18 protein-coding genes are annotated in these 17111 nt (G+C 68.6%); 11 read left to right on the forward strand and 7 right to left on the reverse strand.

Translation table 11 applies throughout. The annotated features are described in order from the left end of the window. Window positions 1-63: 63 nt before the first annotated feature. A complete protein-coding gene (locus tag AB0K21_RS28385; RefSeq protein ID WP_343970599.1) occupies window positions 64-2751 on the reverse strand; it encodes an AAA family ATPase in 2688 nt (895 codons plus the stop codon). Window positions 2752-2849: 98 nt separating this feature from the next. On the opposite strand from AB0K21_RS28385, the gene AB0K21_RS28390 reads away from it, so the two are divergent. Together AB0K21_RS28390 and AB0K21_RS28395 are read left to right on the forward strand one after the other, a co-directional pair. After that, window positions 2850-3257: a hypothetical protein gene (locus AB0K21_RS28390; RefSeq protein WP_364154696.1), complete on the forward strand. Its 408-nt coding sequence runs from the start codon at window positions 2850-2852 to the stop codon at window positions 3255-3257. A 147-nt stretch (window positions 3258-3404) separates the two neighbouring features. Further along, the gene (locus AB0K21_RS28395; protein WP_364154699.1) at window positions 3405-4178 is read left to right on the forward strand and encodes a class I SAM-dependent methyltransferase; all 774 of its coding nucleotides are present in this window, start codon (window positions 3405-3407) and stop codon (window positions 4176-4178) included. Window positions 4179-4263: 85 nt separating this feature from the next. Here AB0K21_RS28395 and AB0K21_RS28400 read toward each other — a convergent pair whose 3' ends face one another. Together AB0K21_RS28400 and AB0K21_RS28405 are read right to left on the reverse strand one after the other, a co-directional pair. Beyond that, complete coding sequence (locus AB0K21_RS28400) at window positions 4264-4416, reverse strand: hypothetical protein (RefSeq protein WP_364154702.1); 153 nt, start codon at window positions 4414-4416, stop codon at window positions 4264-4266. Then, entirely contained in the window at window positions 4413-5657 is a 1245-nt protein-coding gene (locus AB0K21_RS28405) for an MFS transporter (RefSeq protein WP_343970588.1), read from the reverse strand. Before AB0K21_RS28405 ends, AB0K21_RS28400 begins: the two co-directional genes overlap by 4 nt. Window positions 5658-5751: 94 nt before the next feature. Here AB0K21_RS28405 and AB0K21_RS28410 point away from each other — a divergent pair, with 94 nt between their 5' ends. Then, a complete protein-coding gene (locus tag AB0K21_RS28410; RefSeq protein WP_343970585.1) occupies window positions 5752-6303 on the forward strand; it encodes an ABATE domain-containing protein in 552 nt (183 codons plus the stop codon). Window positions 6304-6360: 57 nt separating this feature from the next. Here the strand turns inward: AB0K21_RS28410 and AB0K21_RS28415 are convergent, their stop codons facing one another. After that, entirely contained in the window at window positions 6361-6483 is a 123-nt protein-coding gene (locus AB0K21_RS28415; protein ID WP_343970969.1) for a hypothetical protein, read from the reverse strand. Here AB0K21_RS28415 and AB0K21_RS28420 point away from each other — a divergent pair. Next, window positions 6459-6749 carry a helix-turn-helix domain-containing protein gene (locus AB0K21_RS28420; protein WP_364154707.1) on the forward strand — a complete coding sequence of 97 codons (291 nt, stop codon included), beginning with the start codon at window positions 6459-6461 and terminating at the stop codon, window positions 6747-6749. The genes AB0K21_RS28415 and AB0K21_RS28420 overlap by 25 nt on opposite strands. 60 nt (window positions 6750-6809) lie before the next feature. Here the strand turns inward: AB0K21_RS28420 and AB0K21_RS28425 are convergent, their stop codons facing one another. Continuing rightward, entirely contained in the window at window positions 6810-7928 is a 1119-nt protein-coding gene (locus tag AB0K21_RS28425) for an FAD-dependent monooxygenase (RefSeq protein WP_364154710.1), read from the reverse strand. Between the two features lie 92 nt (window positions 7929-8020). On the opposite strand from AB0K21_RS28425, the gene AB0K21_RS28430 reads away from it, so the two are divergent. Beyond that, on the forward strand, window positions 8021-8923 hold the full coding sequence (locus AB0K21_RS28430; protein ID WP_364154713.1) for a GntR family transcriptional regulator: 903 nt from the start codon (window positions 8021-8023) through the stop codon (window positions 8921-8923). 263 nt (window positions 8924-9186) lie between these two features. After that, window positions 9187-9789, forward strand: a complete 603-nt coding sequence (locus AB0K21_RS28435) for a hypothetical protein (RefSeq protein WP_364154716.1) — start codon at window positions 9187-9189, stop codon at window positions 9787-9789. 681 nt (window positions 9790-10470) lie between these two features. On the opposite strand, the gene AB0K21_RS28440 is transcribed toward AB0K21_RS28435, so the two are convergent. Then, window positions 10471-11049, reverse strand: coding sequence for a hypothetical protein (locus tag AB0K21_RS28440; RefSeq protein WP_364154719.1), 579 nt, complete (start codon window positions 11047-11049; stop codon window positions 10471-10473). Between the two features lie 189 nt (window positions 11050-11238). On the opposite strand from AB0K21_RS28440, the gene AB0K21_RS28445 reads away from it, so the two are divergent. Then, complete coding sequence (locus tag AB0K21_RS28445) at window positions 11239-12495, forward strand: histidine kinase (RefSeq protein ID WP_364154722.1); 1257 nt, start codon at window positions 11239-11241, stop codon at window positions 12493-12495. Continuing rightward, complete coding sequence (locus AB0K21_RS28450; protein WP_364154725.1) at window positions 12492-13094, forward strand: response regulator transcription factor; 603 nt, start codon at window positions 12492-12494, stop codon at window positions 13092-13094. The genes AB0K21_RS28445 and AB0K21_RS28450 overlap by 4 nt, the downstream gene beginning before the upstream one ends. Before the next feature lie 452 nt (window positions 13095-13546). On the opposite strand, the gene AB0K21_RS28455 is transcribed toward AB0K21_RS28450, so the two are convergent. Then, window positions 13547-14119 (reverse strand): TetR family transcriptional regulator, encoded by a 573-nt coding sequence (locus AB0K21_RS28455; RefSeq protein ID WP_364154728.1) that lies wholly within the window; start codon window positions 14117-14119, stop codon window positions 13547-13549. Window positions 14120-14298: 179 nt separating this feature from the next. On the opposite strand from AB0K21_RS28455, the gene AB0K21_RS28460 reads away from it, so the two are divergent. The 3 genes from AB0K21_RS28460 (at window position 14299) to AB0K21_RS28470 (ending at window position 16950) form a co-directional block, all read left to right on the forward strand. Beyond that, window positions 14299-14661, forward strand: a complete 363-nt coding sequence (locus tag AB0K21_RS28460; protein WP_343970558.1) for an ester cyclase — start codon at window positions 14299-14301, stop codon at window positions 14659-14661. A gap of 815 nt (window positions 14662-15476) precedes the next feature. Continuing rightward, window positions 15477-15962, forward strand: a complete 486-nt coding sequence (locus AB0K21_RS28465; RefSeq protein ID WP_364154732.1) for a hypothetical protein — start codon at window positions 15477-15479, stop codon at window positions 15960-15962. Window positions 15963-16521: 559 nt separating this feature from the next. After that, entirely contained in the window at window positions 16522-16950 is a 429-nt protein-coding gene (locus tag AB0K21_RS28470; protein WP_343970552.1) for a hypothetical protein, read from the forward strand. Window positions 16951-17111 lie beyond the last annotated feature (161 nt).

Here is a 17111-nt window from a genome sequence, read left to right on the forward strand (position 1 = left end):
CCAAGGCCGGTAGGAGAAAGAACCGGCAGCAGGGCTGGGAGGACTCCCCATCCGGGTGGACGATCAGTCGGGCACCCGTGAGGACCGGGCGACGGTTGCCAACTGGGATCGGGAGGTGATCCCCAGCTTGGGGAACGCCTTGTAGAGGTGATAGCCGACGGTCCGCGGGCTGAGGAAAAGCTGGGCGGCGATGTCGCGGTTGGAGGCGCCGTTGGCCGCCAGCCGTACGACCTGGCGCTCCCTGGGGGTGAGCACGCTGAGCGGGTCGTCGGCCTTGCGCGGCGCTGCCGGAACGTCTCCGGTCGCGCGCAGCTCCACCCGGGCGCGCTCGGCCCACGGCTCCGCGCCGAGCCGGTCGAAGATCTCCAGTGCGCCGCGCAGTTGCGACCGGGCATCCGCTCGCCGCCGTGCCCGTCGTAGCCACTCGCCGTAGGCGAGTCGCGTCCTCGCCTGCTCGTACGGCTGACCGGCTGCCTCATGGCAGCGCACGGCATGCGCGAAGTGCGCCTCGTCCCCCTCGACGAGGGCACGGCAGCGCAGCGCGATCGCGTTGGGTGACGGCTGACGGACGTGCCGCGCCCAGGCCAGGTATCGGGCGAGCGGCTCCTTCGCCCGCTCCGGCCGACCGGCGCGAACGGCCGCCTCGACCTGGTCGGCGGCGGAGAGGACGGCGATGCCCGTCAGTGAGATGGCCTCCAACTGCCGGAGAGCGGCGTCCGGGCGGCCCAGGCCGAGTTCGAGCAGGCCGAGTGCCCAGCGTCCGATGGCCGCGGCAAGGGCCTGTCCTTGGCCGTCGGCCCTCGCGATGCCCTCCTCGGCGGTCGCTCGGCACCTCTCCACGTCCCCTTGGTGGGCGAGCACCCATCCGAGAGAGCACATGAGGTGACTGACCCGGTGCTCATGGCCCAGGTCCACCGCCAGTCGCAGCCCTGCGTCCAGAGCCGCCCTGGCCTCGCCGTACCGGCAGAGCCACCCCTGCGCGAGGCCATGATCCTGGAACGCGAAGGCGAGCCAGCCGATCATTCCGCTCTTCTGGCACTCCGCCACGATCTGACCGGTGATCTCCTCGTAGTGGACGGCACGGCCCAGCGGAAGGCACAGAGAGGCTGTGAAGGTCAGCCCGGGCACCCCCAGTCCGGCGAGCGCGTGTCCGTCGACCGCCTCGCCCATGAACCTGGCCCCCTCTTCGATGTCACCGCTCAGCAGGCGGGTCAGCCCGAGTGCCCCGCTGACCAGTGGCGAGCCGGTCTCGGGAAGCGCGCGGAGGCTCGCGGCCGCCTCCTCGGCCAGCCGTGCGTCACCGGCGAACCAGGCGCAGCGGACGGTCTCCACCAGTAGCCAGGTGGCCCACTCCGAGGAGCGAGCCGCCACCCGGGGAACGCCGTCCAGGATGATCCGGCCTGCTGCGAGCGGTGTGCCCAGCTCGAATTCGCGATGGGCGCGCACCTGGATCAGCGCGGTGATCACATCGGGGTCGTCCACATCGGACGTGACCCTGTCGGCGAGCGCGGCGGCGCGGCCCATCAGTCCGGCGTCACTCGCCGCCAACGAGGCGGCGGCCAGCCGTCCGGATCGTCGTACCGGATCGGCGGTGAGCTCGGCGGCTCGCTCGTAGGCGGCCGCGCTCGCGGCGTAGCCGCTGCGGGTACGTGCCCGTTCCGCCGCTTCCCCCAGCTCCCGTGCGACTCCCTCGTCAGATCCGAGCACGGCGGCGGCCAGGTGCCACGCCCGCCGGTCGGCCGCATCCACAGCGGCCGAGCCGGTGAGGGCGTCGGCGAGGGCCCGATGTACGGCAAGGCGCCGAGTGACCGGCGCGCTCTGGTAGGCGGCCGACCTGATCAGGGGATGACGGAAGCCGATGGTCGTCCCCCTTATCTCGATCAGGCGGCTCCGCTCGGCTGACTCAAGGCCCTGCAGGGAGGCGCCCGCGGCCGCCACCGTCTCAAGCTCGCCGGAACCGTCCGCCGCCGCGATCAGCAACGCGGTCCGCGCCGGCTCGGAAAGCGCGGCTATCTGTCTTTGGAACGCCTCCCGAACTCGATCGGCGACGGGCATCGCACCCACCGGCGACAATCGTCCCGCCCGCTGTTCCGCGGTGAGCGCGGCAGGCAGCTCGACAAGCGCCAGGGGGTTGCCGTCCGATTCCTCGATGAGACGTTCTCGCACCTGCGGTGGCAGGTCGGCGGGGAGCAGGGCGGCGGCGGCCGCACTGTCCAACCCACCCAGCCGGAGCTCGGGCAGCCCCGCGGCGTGGAAACCCGCGCGGGCGGCGAAGATCATAACGACACCTTCGGCCTCAAGGCGGCGGGCGGCGAACACCAGCGCGTCGATGGACGCCCGGTCGAACCACTGCGCGTCGTCGATGAGGCAGAGCAGCGCGCCATCCTCTGCGAGTTCGGAGAGAAGACTCAGCGTGGCCAGCCCGACCAGGAACCGGTTTTCCGGCGCGATGTCGCCCAGGCCCAGGGCTCCGCTGAGCGCGGCGGCCTGCGCATCGGGCAGTGCGCGGATCCGGTCGAGCCCGGTGCGAAGAAGCAGATGAAGCGCGGCGAAGGGCAACTCGGCCTCGGATTCGATGCCGACACCGCGCAGCACTCTCATGTCTTCCGCTCGCGTGGCGGCATAGCGCAGCAGCGCCGACTTACCGATCCCCGCCTGACCCCGAATGACAAGGGCCCCGCTCTGGCCGGCCCTGGCCTCCGCCAGGAGCCGTTCGATGTCCGTTTGTTCGCTGGATCGCCCGTACAACACGGTCAGGAACCTACCGTCACGATGACTGATTCGGGGTGGCGCGGACCTGCGTAACTTCGTGATCACATGCACGTCAGCACCACGAGGGGATCTTCGAAATGGCCACCATCGCCGGCACCGTCAGGACCACCGACGCCAAGCTGCTCCGCTTCGCTCTCAGGCTGGACGCGATGGGCACGGGCGCCAACGGAGCCGTCTACGTCGTCGTCGCGGCGATCTTCGGCGAGATGTTCGGCCTCCCCGCCGTCTTCCTCTACCCGATCGGCGCGTTCCTGGTCGCTTTCGCGGCCGCCGTGTTCTTCCTCGCCTCGCGGCCGACGGTGAGCAGGGCCGCCGTGGGCGTCGTGATGGCCGTCAACATCGCCTGGGTGGCCGCGAGCGCGGAACTGCTCATCGCCGGCTGGTTCCCGCTGACCGGTCTGGGCACCGCGCTGGTGATCGCACAGGCGGTAGTGGTCGCCGGCTTCACCGGCCTGCAGTTCGCCGGCCTTCGCAAGGCCGCGTGAACCCGCCGCGATCCAACAGAGGCCGGCGTCGTGTCCCGGCCGATGCTTGACAGGATCCGAGGCGCAGCGGCTCGCGCGTACGTTCGCGACCCGCGGGGTCACAAAATCATTGGACAGCGCGTACCCCCCGTGGCGATCGTTGGAGGCATGCGACAGGAGGAGATCTGGGACGTCGACACCGCCCGGCGCTATGACACGCCGGGCATCGGCATGTTCGCGCCCGAGGTGCTGGGGCCGGCCCTGGACCGCCTCTCCGAACTCGCGGGCGACGGGCAGGCGCTCGAGTTCGCCATCGGAACCGGCCGTGTGGCCGTCCCGCTCACCGAGCGGGGGGTGCCGGTCACCGGCATCGAGCTGTCACCTCCGATGATCGACCAACTGCGAACGAAAGTGGACGAAGCGACGATCCCGGTAGTCGTCGGCGACATGGCGACCGCCGTCGCCCCGGGGAAGTACACGCTCGTCTACCTCGTCTACAACACGATTTCGAACCTGCTCACCCAGGCCGAGCAGGTCGCGTGCTTCCGCAACGCCGCCCGTCACCTCATACCCGGCGGCCGGTTCGTGATCGAGCTCTGGGTGCCTGAACTGCGCAAGCTCCCACCGGGTCAGCAGGCCACGGTGTGGCATTCCGGGCCCGGCTACATCGGTCTGGACACCTACGACGTTCTGCGTCAACACGTCGTGTCGCACCACTTCACATTCGACGAGAGCAGGCAGGCCCAGCTGTTCCGCAGCCCGCACCGCTACATCTGGCCGGCCGAACTCGACCTCATGGCTCAGTTGGCCGGATTCGAGCTGGAGAGCAGGCACGCGGACTGGGCCGGGGCCGACTTCACCGCCGAATCGCGTTCCCACGTGTCCGTCTACCGCATCCCGCCGGACCACCAGCGTCGTCCGAGTACGCGACAGCGGACCTGAGCCGGCCCCCGCATCGCCCACCATCGACGCCACCGAACACCTCGTCCGGCGTGGCCTCGGCGACGAGTTCCCGGTGGATGCCCGGTCAGGCGGTGGCGCTGTGCTCGCCGGCCGGGCTCTTGAAGGTCTCGCCGTACCGGCTGAGCCGGGTCTTCTCCCAGGAGAACCGCTGACCCGCGGCGGTACAGAATCCGGCTGGAGGGGAGAGCCTGCACCAGGTGCCGTCGGCTGCGCTCACGCGACGGGCTGATGGTCCGCCCTCGGCTCGATGGTCGCGGACAGATCCGTACGGAGCGCGTACGGCACGAAGAGGCCCAGCACGACGACGGCGAGCCCCGTGGCCAGGACGAACACCGTCCGCACGCCCCACAGCTCCGCCGCGACTCCGGCCAGCGCCGCGCCGGCCGGAATCACCCCCCAGCTGAGCACCCGAGACGCGGCGTAGATACGCCCCAGCAACTCCGGCGGCGACAGGTTCTGTCGGATCGTGGCCACCAGGATGCGCCAGATGCTCGACCCGGCCCCAGCGATCACCGCCCCGGCGGCCACGGTCCACACCGGCCCGCCCAGCGCCACAGGCGCCACCAGCAGAACGGTTCCGGCGGCGTCGACGATCAGCAGCCTGGTCACCCCGAACCGGCGCCGCAACGGCTCCACCACCGCCGCCGCGAGCAGTCCGCCCACGGCCATCGCCGTCAGCACCAGGCCGTACTGGGCCGCGGTGAGGCCGAGCGGGCCGGGGCTGACCGCGTACACGACGAGCAGGGCCGTCGCGACCGCCCAGGGGATGTTCATCACGGCGGTGAAAAGGGTCAGCGTTCGCACCACCGGCTGCCGCCACAGGTACCGGAAGCCGGCGACCACGCCGCCGCCCCCTGAGATTCGGGTCCCGGCGGGCGCCCGGCGCAGGGCCATCACGGCGATGCCCGCGACGGCCAGGGCGTAGAGGGCCGCGCTCGCACCGGTGGCCAGAACGAGGGTGAGGCTCGCCAGCAGGCCCGCGAGCGGTGGGCCGGCGAGCTGGTTGGTGACGTTGATGGTCGCCTCGATGCGTGCGTTGGCTCTGTTGCGGCCGGCGGGCTCGACGACCATGGGGATGGTCGAGGTCAGCGCGGTGTCGACCAGCGTCTCGGCCACGCCGAGCAGCACCGCCACGGCGAGGAGCAGCGGCAGCGACAGGGTACCGGTGAGGTGACCGACGGTGAGTCCGGACAGCACCAGCGCGCGGACCAGGTTGACGCCGCTCAGCAGTGTCCTACGGTCGACCCGGTCGACGATCCAGCCGGCGTGCAGGCCGAAGACCGGCCATGCCAGGGTGAGCGCCACCGTCACGGCCGCCACCCCGCCGGGCGAGGCGTCGACGGCGATGGCGAGCAGTGGCAGGACGAACAGCGCCATGCCGTCGCCGAGGTTCGCGGCGCCGGTGCCGAACCACAGCGCGTTGAACGACCGACCCAGCGGCAGCGGGAGGAGGCGCATCTGTTTCTTACCTTTCAAATACCTTTGATCGGTCATAGCGTGGCCTATGTCACCTGACCTGTCAACGGGATTTGATCGGTGAGATACTCGTGCCGTGACTGCCATCGAGCTGGTTGGGAACGCGCTGTGCCTGGACTTCGCCAACACGGTCAACGCTCGTCCGGTGGCTCGGCGAGACTGGCTGGGCACCCCGGAGGAGGCTGTGACCTGGGCCGCGGCGGCGGGGCGTCCGATCGGGGAACCGGACGGGCTCGCGGCGGCCCTGCCGGATGCCCGCGAGCTGCGCGAGGCGGTGTTCCGGGTGTTTCAGCCGCTTGCGCAGGGAGGGCGGGCGCCGCGGCCGGATCTTGATGTCGTCGTCGCGCTGCACGGTGACGGCATCGCCCATGGCCGCCTGGAGGAGGCCGGCGGGAACTTCCGGTTCTCCTGGGGGGCACCACGTACGCTGCGAATCCTGCTCTGGGAGGTCGCGGCCTCGGCGGTCGAACTGCTCACACACGGGCCACTGGATCGGCTCGGTGAGTGTCCGTCGTGCTGCTGGCTGTTCCTGGACGTCAGCAAGAATCGTCGCCGCCGGTGGTGCAGCATGACCACCTGCGGCAGCCGCGACAAGTCGCGGCGCTACTACGCGGGGCGCTCCGGCTGAGGGCATCGGCCGGACACGCGGCCACCACGCCAGGATTGTGAAGTGTCGGCACGGGTATCACGCGGCCGCCGACGGGACGCGTGGGATGGCGGAGTCGGGGTCGGTGCCGGCGAAGACCAGCCCGATGACGAAACCCGCGACCTCCTCAAGCCGGCGTGCGCGATCCAGCGACCCCAGCACGGCCGGGACTCCGCGTCGGCGGCATCAGTGACAAGGTGTTGACGGATGCGTTGCGTCGCCTGATCGCGAACGGGCTGATCGACCGCCGTGCACACGCCGAAGCCCCGCCGCGTGTCGAGTACGCCCTGACATGCCTGGGGCAGAGCCTGGTCGACGGTCCGATGAAGGCTCTCGGACGTTGGGCGACCGAGCACGATGACAAACTTCTCGACGCTCAGGAGAGGCACCTGCGGAACATCACCGAAACGCGTGTCGGCCGACCATGATCCAAGGTGTCACTGGAGCACCGGGAGATCGGAGACAGGGCGTTTCAGCTCGATACCGGTTCATCGGGGAAGCTGGATCGCGTTCTTCACGTGGTCCAGCGGACTCTCCCCGGAGGAGATCTCCTCCGACTGGTCGCGGTTGTTCTCCACGAGCGCCTGGTTGAGTTCCACCCACGGTCGCATGCGCTCCTCATAGGCGGCGAACGCGGCCTCGTGACCCGACCGGGCCAGTTCGGCGGCCAGGACGTACGCGCCGACCAGTGCCAGGCTCGTACCCTGGCCGGACAGGGGTGAGGCGCAGTAGCCGGCGTCGCCGAGCAGCGTCACCCGGCCGGCCGACCAGCGCTCCATCCGGACCTGGGCCATGGAGTCGAAATAGAAGTCGGGCGCGTCCCACATCGCCCTGAGCAGCCGAGGCACCTCCCAGCGCGCGTCCGGGTAACGCTCGGCGACCAGTCGCTTCTGCGCCTCGACGTCACGGTGGTCGTACGTGACGGGCTCCTCGGCGTGGAAGCCGAGGTTGACGCGGAGTTCGGTGTTGTCGCGCACCGGGTAGATCGCGCCGCCCGTGTTCCCGTCGTTGAACCAGGTCTGCCAGTTCTCCAGGCCAAGACAGTTGTCCATGGAGAAGATCGACAGGTACGTCCCGAGGTGGTGCACGAACTCCTGCTCGGGACCGAACACCAGACGGCGGACATTGGAGTGCAAGCCGTCCGCGCCGACCACGAGGTCGAAGGGGCGTGCGCCCGCCCGCTCGAAGACGGCCCGCACGCCACGCTCGTCCTGGGCGAGCGAGGTGATCGAGTCGCCGAACAGGTACTCGACGTCGTCCTTCGTGCTGTCGTGGATCAAGAGGCTCAGGTCCTCGCGGAGCAACTCGACGTCGTCGCTGTCGAGGCGGCCGCTGGACATCGCCATCTCCGTGGAGCGCCACAGCTCGTTGCCGTCGCCGTCGAGCATGGACATGCCGTTCATGCGGGTACGGCAGCGCCGCACGTCGGAGAGGATCCCCATGCGCTCGACGACGGTGAGCGCGGTGCCGCGCACGTCGATCGCCTGACCGCCGGGGCGGAGTGCGGGAGCGCGCTCGACCACGGTGACGGTGAAGCCGTGCCGGCTCAGGAAGTAGGCCAGGGCGGGACCGGCGACGCTCGCGCCGGAGATCAGCACAGAAGTCATGGCTCCTTGGTATCCCCGGCGGTACCCGAACGCCCAACTGTGCTAGAACAGATGCAGCTTCAACCGTCATATCTGTTCTAGGACAAATTATCGTGGAAGCTCCCTACCAGCGCATCGCCGCCGACCTCCGGCGTCGCATCCAGGCGGGCGAGCTCGCCCCCGGCGACAAGACTCCGTCCACCCGCGCGATCGCGCGCGACTTCGGGGTCGCCCTGGCCACGGCGGTGCGGGCGCTCGCCGTCCTCAAGGAGGAAGGACTGGTGGAGGGCAGGCCCCGGTCGGGGACGGTGGTGGCGGCCACTCTGAGCAGGCCGCGGCGACATCCCGGTGCGGTGGAGCTGACCCGGGAGCGGATCGTGCGCGAGGGGATCGCGATCGCCGACGCGGAAGGGCTCGGCACCGTGACCGTTCGCGCCGTGGCCGCGCGTCTCGGCGTCTCGGCCGCGGCGATCTACCGGCATGTGCGCGGCCGCGACGACCTGGTACGGACCATGGCGGACCTCGCCTACGGCGCGGAACGCTACCCGGACGTGACGCTCGGCCGGCGGGACCGGCTGGAGATGGTCGCCCGCACGTTGTGGCGGATCTACCGGCGACATCCCTGGCTGCCCCACCTCGCCCCGCTGGGGCGTCCGCTGCCACTGCCCGGCGTACTCAGGCACGGCGAGCAACTGCTGCTCGCGCTCGACGGGCTCGATCTCGATCCGGCGACCGCGATGACCATCGATGTTCTGCTCTACGCATACGCGCAGGGGCTCGCCGTGCATGTCGAGCGGGAGGCACAGGCGATGTCGGCCACGGGCCTGTCCAGCGAGCAGTGGCTCGACACCCAGGGCGGCACGGTGAACGCCGTCGTCGCCGCCGGACGGGCGCCGTTGCTCGCCAAGCTGATCGGTGAACTCGGCGCGGACGGCTACGACTTCGACCTCGACAGGCTCTTCGAGTTCGGGCTCCAGGCGCTCCTCGACGGCCTCGGCATCGGAAACGCCGACTGATGATCCGGCTGTCTCCGCGCTCCGGTTCCCCGGAGACGGCTCGATGAGTGCCACGTTCCTCAAAGCAGGTGGATGACGCCGGGGATGGCGTTCGGTCGAGGTCGCGTTCACCGGCGCCTGCCGCCGGCCCGCCTCATATAGGCGAATTCCATTCAGAAGGCCAGCGGAAGACTTCCTGGACCGACTTCGGCGGCTCGGCCACGATGAGGGGCATGACGAAGAACGGACCGGCGCGGCCGCCGACGGCGAGTGGAGGAGCAGGTTTGCGCCTGAACTGGGCGGCAGTGGGCGCTCTGGCGGGTGCGGTGGCCGCCGTGGTCACGCTGGTCGCCTACCTGATGCCGCCGACCCCGCCTCCGCAGCCCCCGTCCGACGCGGTAGTCACCACCTCGCCTCCGCAGCCCCCGTCCGACGTGGTAGTCACCACCTCGGCTCCGCAGCCGTCGTCGCCGGATCCGGTCACCACCGGGCACGCACCGCCGACCCCGAGCCCCCCGCCCGAGTCCAGCGCGCCCCAGCCGCCGGCGCCAAGCACCACGCGAGCGGTGCCGGTCGCCTCCCCGCCGGTGTCAGCGGTCCGGCCCGGGGGCTGCGACGAGACGACGACGGCGCTGACCGCATACCGCCGGAACGCCGGGACCACCAGCAGCAGCCAGGCGGCCGCGGCTCGCCAGACCTACCTCGACCTGATGGGCGCGGTCCTCGACGCTCAAGGAGCGGTGGGGGCGACGATCAGTCGACTGGCCGCCGAATTCCAGGAGCTGAACTTCCGGCTGACCGGCATGACCGGCGGCGATCCCAATCAGGTGATCGCGGATATCAACACGGACCTCGCCGAGCTCAAGAGGCTGTGCGAATCCGGCTGACCTGACGACACGTCACAGCCGGACTGGCCCGCGGCGGCCGCGGAGCAGCGGGGGCCGGTGGGTCCGCGCCTGAGCGCCGTTCCCACGTGCTCATCGCCTCCGCCGGCGCATACCCGACACCGCGGCCCTCCCGATCGACATCCCGCTACGGGCGACGCGCCCTCGACTCATTCAGCGCAGCAGGACGCCCGACGGCAGCCTCGGCCGGCGGCGTTGCTGTATTTCGCCGCTGTACGGCACGGAAAAGGCCACTTCCCGATCACGGAAGGTAGCCTTTGACATGGGTGGAACCTAGGAGATTCGAACTCCTGACATCCTGCTTGCAAACGAGCGCCGGTCACGACGTAGAGAGCTCCGCACCCTGCTCAGACGGCAGATAGCGACCGGTGAAGTGTGATCATGTAAGGCAGCGTTGCTGTACCTGCTGCTGTACACGGCATCCCGGCCGGCGGCCCGCTCTGTCATCCGATGGCAAGCCGGCCCAGATTGCAGGCCGCCAAGCCCGAGCGCCGGAGGCGGCGCGCCGGCCTGATTTTCCGCTCTCAGGCGGAGCGATCACCTGCTCGGCCGATCGAGAGCGTGGTCAGGCGCGTCTGCGCGGTGGCCGGGATGTGTCGGCGTGTGGCGATGTTGCTGCCAGCGCTGGAGGTTGGCCGCCGTATCCGACGGTTTCCTGGCGCGTCACACCAGGAAGATCAGCTCGATTCCGACCAGCACGTCGAACACGCCGCACCACTCGGCGTAGGAGCGGGTGACGACCTTGCCGCGCCACAGGTGCACGAAGTCCCAGACGCCGTGCACCAACCATCCGGCCGCCACCACGTATCGGCCGATCTCAGGATCGAGGGCCAGCCCGGCCAGCGCTAGCGCGCCGAACCCGATTACGCCGATCGCCTGGATCCTGAATTCGCCGGACCGGCGCGAGTGTCCATCGATCATGCCCCAGACCAGCACGACCAGTGCCAGAGCGAGCAGGACGGTGGACGGCGCGACCAGATCCAGCAGCCGCGCCCCAAAGATGATCACCGTTCCGACGCCCAGCAGCGGCCACGACAGCGCGGGTCGGCCCAGCTTGGCGACGACGAGATACAGCAGCGGCAGGGCAGGCAGGATCTGCGCGAAGCTCCTCACCTCGCTGCTCAGGTCGCTGCCGCTGCTCAGCGTGAGGAACATCAGTCCGATGGCGACGGCGATCGGCCAACGATCCTTGAGCACGTGGATCCAGCGCTTAGGGGCGGGTGCGGTATTCGCGGCTTGCATCAGAGGCCTCCTTGATACGGGGGTCAGGTATAGATGACCTCCAGGCTCGCCGACACGGGCATCTTCTCGGTAGCGCCGAAACCGCATGTCAGAGGATGGACATGTCATGTGATCGCATGACATTTGTCATCATGAGGTGGCGGCGAGACATAAAGGGCTGACGCGGTGGATTGCTGCGACAATGGCCGCGTGCGTGACGTGCCGGTCGATCCTGGAACGAGGCTGACGAACTTCCGCCGCTACACCTGGTGGAGTCTCATCGGCGTCACCGCGTTCTTCCTGGCCTTCAGCGTCAAGAACCAGATCATGGACACAGCGGTGCCGGTCATGGTCCGACTCGCCGCCGTGGCCACCTTGGCGCTGACGGTGGCGGCCATCGCGGTGTCCACCAGCCGTCGGCTCCCGCGCATTCCCCTTGAGTCCCCGGGCAGACCACCGCCGGTGAGATGGCTGGTGGCCGGAGGTGCGGGCGGGACGGTACTGGGCGTGATCCTGCTCGCCCTGCGGGACTACGGGCTCTGGTCGTTCGGCCCGGCCATGATGGTCTCGATCATCGCGACGTTCTTACCCGGTCGGCGCCCGTGGCTGCTGATCACTGTCACGGCGGCAGGCGCGGCCGTTCTGGGCGGGGTCACAGCCGCGCTGTCGGGGCAGGGATCGGTGTTCGCGACGGCGTTCCCTGCCGGACTGGTGCTCTTCACCGGCTGGGTCACGCTCGGGATGTTGTGGGCATGGGACGTCGCCGAGCAGTTGAACGCGGCCCGCCGGTTTTCAGCGGAGCTGGCGGTAAAGGACGAGCGGCTGCGTTTCGCCGCCGATCTGCACGACATCCAGGGCCACCACCTGCAGGTGATCGCGCTCAAGAGCGAGTTGGCGGCGCGGCTGGCGGAGGCCGACCCCGCGCGGGCGGCCGCGGAGATGAAGGAGGTGCGGCGGCTGGCCGCAGACGCGTTGCGGGACACTCGTGCCGTCGTCCAGGGGTATCGCCGCGTCACGCTGGAGGAGGAGATCGGGAACGCGACCAGAGTGCTTGCCGCGGCCGGAATCGACGCCCGGATGGAGCTCGACCGCGCCGCCGTTCCCGGCCTTCTTCCCGATCCGGGCCCGCGCCTGCTGGGGCTCGTGATGCGGGAGGCGACCACCAACGTGCTACGCCACAGCCGCGCCCGGCACGCCGAGGTCGGCTACCGGATCATCGGCGGCCTGGCCCGCCTCACAGTCGCCAACGACGGCGCGCCCGATCATCCCGGCACGGGGCGGGAGTCCGGTCCGGGTACCGGCCTGCAGACACTCGCTGAGCGGCTGCAGGCCGTCGGGGGCGAGCTGACCTGGCGGCGCGACGACGACCGTTTCATCGTGACGGCCTCCCTGCCGGCGGAGACAACCGGCCAGGAATCCGCGAACGCTCGAAATGCCGCGGCGGCCACTGAACCGGAGGCGCGATGATCCGGCTGTTGATCGCCGACGATGAGGACCTGATCAGGGGTGCCCTGACGGCGCTGCTGGAGCTGGAGGAGGACCTGACCGTCGCCGCCGAGGCGGCCACCTCCACCGACGCCGTGCGCTTGGCCCGCGAGCACAAGCCCGACATCGCCGTACTGGACCTGGAGATGCCGCCGACCGACGGCCTGCGTGCCGCTCAGGAGATCAGGGCGGAGTCCTCCATCAAGATCATCCTGGTGACACGGCACGCCCGCCCGGGGGCGCTGCGCCGCGCGTTGTCGGTGGGTGTGAGTGGGTTCGTGCCCAAGACCACCCCCGCGACGAGGCTGGCGGAGATTATCCGCGACGTTGCCGCCGGACGGCGCTACGTCGATCCCGACATCGCCGCCTCGGCCCTGACCGAGGACGACTGCCCGCTCAGCGACCGGGAACTGGAGGTGCTGCGGGCGTCCCGGACCGGGGCCTCGATCAGGGAGATAGCCGCCCAGGTCCACCTGGCGCCGGGCACGGTACGCAACTACCTGTCGGCGGCCATGGCCAAACTCGGCGTCAGTTCCCGCCACGCCGCCGCTCACCGCGCCTGGGAAGAAGGCTGGATCTGAGGATCATTCGATGGACTTGTCGGGGACGTAGGAGAGCCTGTCGGGAGTTGCTGACGGCGGAAACGTCGCGGACTCGAGCACCCTGGCCAATCTGGCGTCCCATGGATCGAAAAGGCCACTTTCCGATCACGGGTAGTGGCCTTTGCCCTGGAGCGGAGCCAAGGAGATTCGAACTCCTGACATCCTGCTTTGGTGAAAACGAGAGCCAGATGTTTGTCTGTGTGAGAGCCGGGATCGCACTCATATCGGCCAGTTCGGGAGCCACTCCGGCCTACCTCGTCACCGAGTATGGCCGTCGCTCGCCCCACCTCGGCCCCTCGCTCCCGAATGTGTCCCCAGCCGCCAGGTAGCTGATCGCAGGTCCTCGGTCGTTGCCAGTCACTCTGATTCCGGAGACGTCGTGGGAGTGGAGGTCCTTGGCTTGGTTAGGGGTGGAGTTGCCTGGGCCCTTGTTATCGGGATTGGGGCCGTAGTCCGTCGAGGATGATCTGGGCGATGTGTGCGGAGCGTTCGTGGCTGGTGTCCGCGTCGGCGTGTCGGATCGCGGCGAAGGCGCCGGCGACGATTGCCATCACCTCGTCGACTGTCACGTCGTGGCGTACGACGCCGGCGCGATGGGCGCGATCGAGCAGGTGTGCGACCTGGTGCGTGAGGTCGGCAGCGGCGTCCGGAGCGGCGTTGCGCAGGTCGAACTCGGCGGCCGTGAGCGCGCTCTTCACCGCCGCGTTCTCCGCGCCTGAGGCCATCATCCGGGACAGCAGCGTGAACAGGGCGGCCGGATCGTCGGTACCGGCGAGCGCTTCTCCCTCAGCGACCAACTGCCTGATCTGGTCGATCGCGACGGCGAGGTACAGCGCTTCCTTGGCGGGGAAGTGCCGGTGGACGGTGCCGGGACCGACACCCGCGCGGCGGGCGATCTCGTCGAGCGAGATGCCGAGGCCTTGTGAGGCGAACAACTGCTGCGCGGTCCGCAATACCTGCTCACGATTGCGGCGCGCGTCGGCCCGTAGCTCCCGGTCGTTCACGGGAGCCGTCGGTGGCTCGGCTGGAGTGTGCTTAGGCGTTCGACTGGACATCTCACGCCTAGCTTAACCGGGGCGTCGCCCCGTATGCTGCCCGTATATAAACGGGGCGAAGCCCCGCTTATGCGGTTGCGTCGTTTCGCCATGAGGCAGGCCCCACCGAACACGAGGAGGTCCCTTCGATGACCACACGCGAGGAAGCCAGCGCCCTGGTGCTGCGGATGCAGGAATGCTTTAACACCCGGCAGTTCGACCAGGCCGCCGATCTGTTCACCCCCGACTTCCTTAACCACCCGCTTGGCGCCACCGGGTTCGAAGCGGGCAAGGAGGCCTGGGTCCAGGTCGTTGCCCGGTTCCCGGCCATGCGCGTTGTCGCCGACGACATCCTGATCGACGGCGACAAGGTTGCCGTCCGCTCATCGGTTGAGGGGATGGCGGCCCCGGGTAGCGACGTCCGGCCCGTGCTCATCGAGATCTTCCGTATTGACAACGGCCGACTCGCGGAGACCTGGGGCGTCACCGAGGGCCCGGACCCACGTCACTGAGGCCCCGCGGTCTCGCAAGTTCCTCCGGCAGATCAGCCCCGCCACGCTGACGCTACCCACATCAGACTGGCCAGGCGGCGACAAGACAAGCGTCCCAGGCCCCGTGCTGGGGACTGGGGCCCTCACGTGCTCAGTGTCGGGATTAGCGCTAATCCCGACACCCTAGCGAGGGCTCCTCAGCGTAATCAGAACCTCATCCCGGGGGCTGGGGACACACTCGGGAGCGGAGGGCCACCTCCAGGTAGTCGTCCCTCGCTCCACCTGGACCTGGGACATCGCCGACGGCGACTATCGAGGAAGACCAGGGACCGTCATCGCGCCGGCCTGTCCGCCGGGGTGACTCTCAAACTCACCAACACGGCCCTGCGGCCGACGTGGCCACAAGAGCCAGTGACCGACATTCGGCTCTCGTTTCGGCCTACAGATCCAATGAGACCGACGTGTGCGGTGGTCAGGTAAGCCGAGCGCTGGGCTCGGTGCGAGGGCCGGTCGTACGGCGGCGCATGCCGTCCTTGATTCATATGAGCGCTGCAGGAAGAACCCGGAAAACAATCACACCGGTCTGGCCGTCTCCGGTTCCGGAGTCGACCGCGTCCCGGTGGAATGAAAATTTCACCCGTCACGCCGGTATTACGGCTCTGCAGGACTAATCCCCGACCTGGTGGCACGCCTGGCCCACCCTCGCGAGAGCTGCCATGACAATAAGTTAACGCCGGGCCGAATCAGTGGCTCTCAATCGCCTCTCTGGACGCCTGGAGGCCCCGACAATAATCTCCTGTGTGCTCCGCCGACATCACGAAGAGATGAGGTTGGAATTGGCACATTCCACAGCACGTCGTGCGGCCGGCTCTGTCGCCATCGTCATCGCGACACTCGCGGCAATCCTGGTGCCCGTCACTCCCGCGCACGCCGCCTACGGCCCAGACCAGACCGTGTCCATCACGGTGACCTCGAACGCCGGCCCGTCGATCATGCTCGCCCAGCTGACCGGCACGCTGGCGTTCGACGACGGGAACACGAAGTTCAGGTACGCGCTCCGGCTGTGCTGGGGGAGCGGCTCCTACCCCATGCCGAACTTCTACGTCTCCGTCAACGGCAGCACCGTCCTCTATCCCACCCAGACGGGCACGGCAGCCGCTCCCCCCGGGTGCCAGTTGTCCCTATTCCTCTACGACGGTGAATACACCCACTCCACTACCCTGACGAACGTCACCTTGTACGTGACGGGCGGCTGGTTCTATCCCGGCAACACTTACAACAGCCGCACCAAATCCGTGACCTACGACAACCCCTACAACTGAGCCGTCGGAAAAGCCGCGAGCACACCGCCACCCGGCGTACGCAACCGGGACACAACCCCGTCCGCACAGCGTGCGCTCTCGCGCTGGACCACTTCTGGAAAGGCACCGTGCGACCTCGCCGAGACAGCGTGTGCAGACAGCTTGCCGACGCCGAAATACCGATACACGAATTCCAGTGGAAGAGAGATCGTAGTCACTCGGACAGTCACGCACTCTCGCCAACGACCTTCGGCGAGAGTGCGTTTGAATTGGTGGAGCCTAGGCTGACATCCTGCTTGCAAACGGGAGCCAGTCGCGGCATTGAGGGCTCTTTGCCCTGCTCCATAGGCGGTTGCGGCTCGGCTGCGTGTGCCTGCGCGAGGTGATGTCGCGCCCTCGCGAACCGCGCTTTCACCGAGAACACGTAGGCCAAGTTCATCGATGAAGGACTGAACGTGACCCGCTTGACTCGAAAATGCACGGATTCTTGCCCGGACTTGTCCAGATACGGCAACCGAGCCAGAATCAGTTCAGCCTTCAACTACTTGGTTGGAGAGTCACTGCACGGATGAGGAGAGGCATGAAGCGCACCACCTCCATTCTCGTCGCCACCGGCGTCCTCGGTGCCATGCTCACCGGCATCAGTCCCGCGTCCGCAGCCACCTCCGCAATCGACTGCGCCACGGGCGGGTACACCCGGGTCCTGAACAGCTACGTCCCCACCAACGTCGAGAGGCCCGCGGTGGACGGTCGCAGCTACAACATCGGCGGCCCGTCGGCGTACACGTACGAGGTCTGCCTCGACATCCCGGACACCTCGACATTCACGATCGAGGTACGGATCTGGTCCAACGGGTCACAGAGTGTGTTCGTGGACGACCGGCCCGGGGACAAGGTCTTCCGCTACTCGCTCGGCGCCAACAGCTTCTGGCAGGTCTACGGCACGTTGACCGGGCCCGGCAGCACCTACCTCTACTACACCTGGCACGAGAAGCAGATCCCGGCCTGACGCGGAACGGGCCGGCCACCTCACTCAGCGAGGTGGCCGGCTCTACCGCTCTCAAGCGGCCCAGAAGCCTGCTTTATCCCGGGTTGAAATTCCACAGGCTCCCGATCTCTCAAACGGCTCGGTGAGCAACTGGATTCGTCGCCGTCAGCGTATTTCGCTGC

The organism is Streptosporangium sp. NPDC049248 (assembly GCF_040678965.1).
GTDB lineage: Bacteria > Actinomycetota > Actinomycetes > Streptosporangiales > Streptosporangiaceae > Streptosporangium > Streptosporangium fukuiense.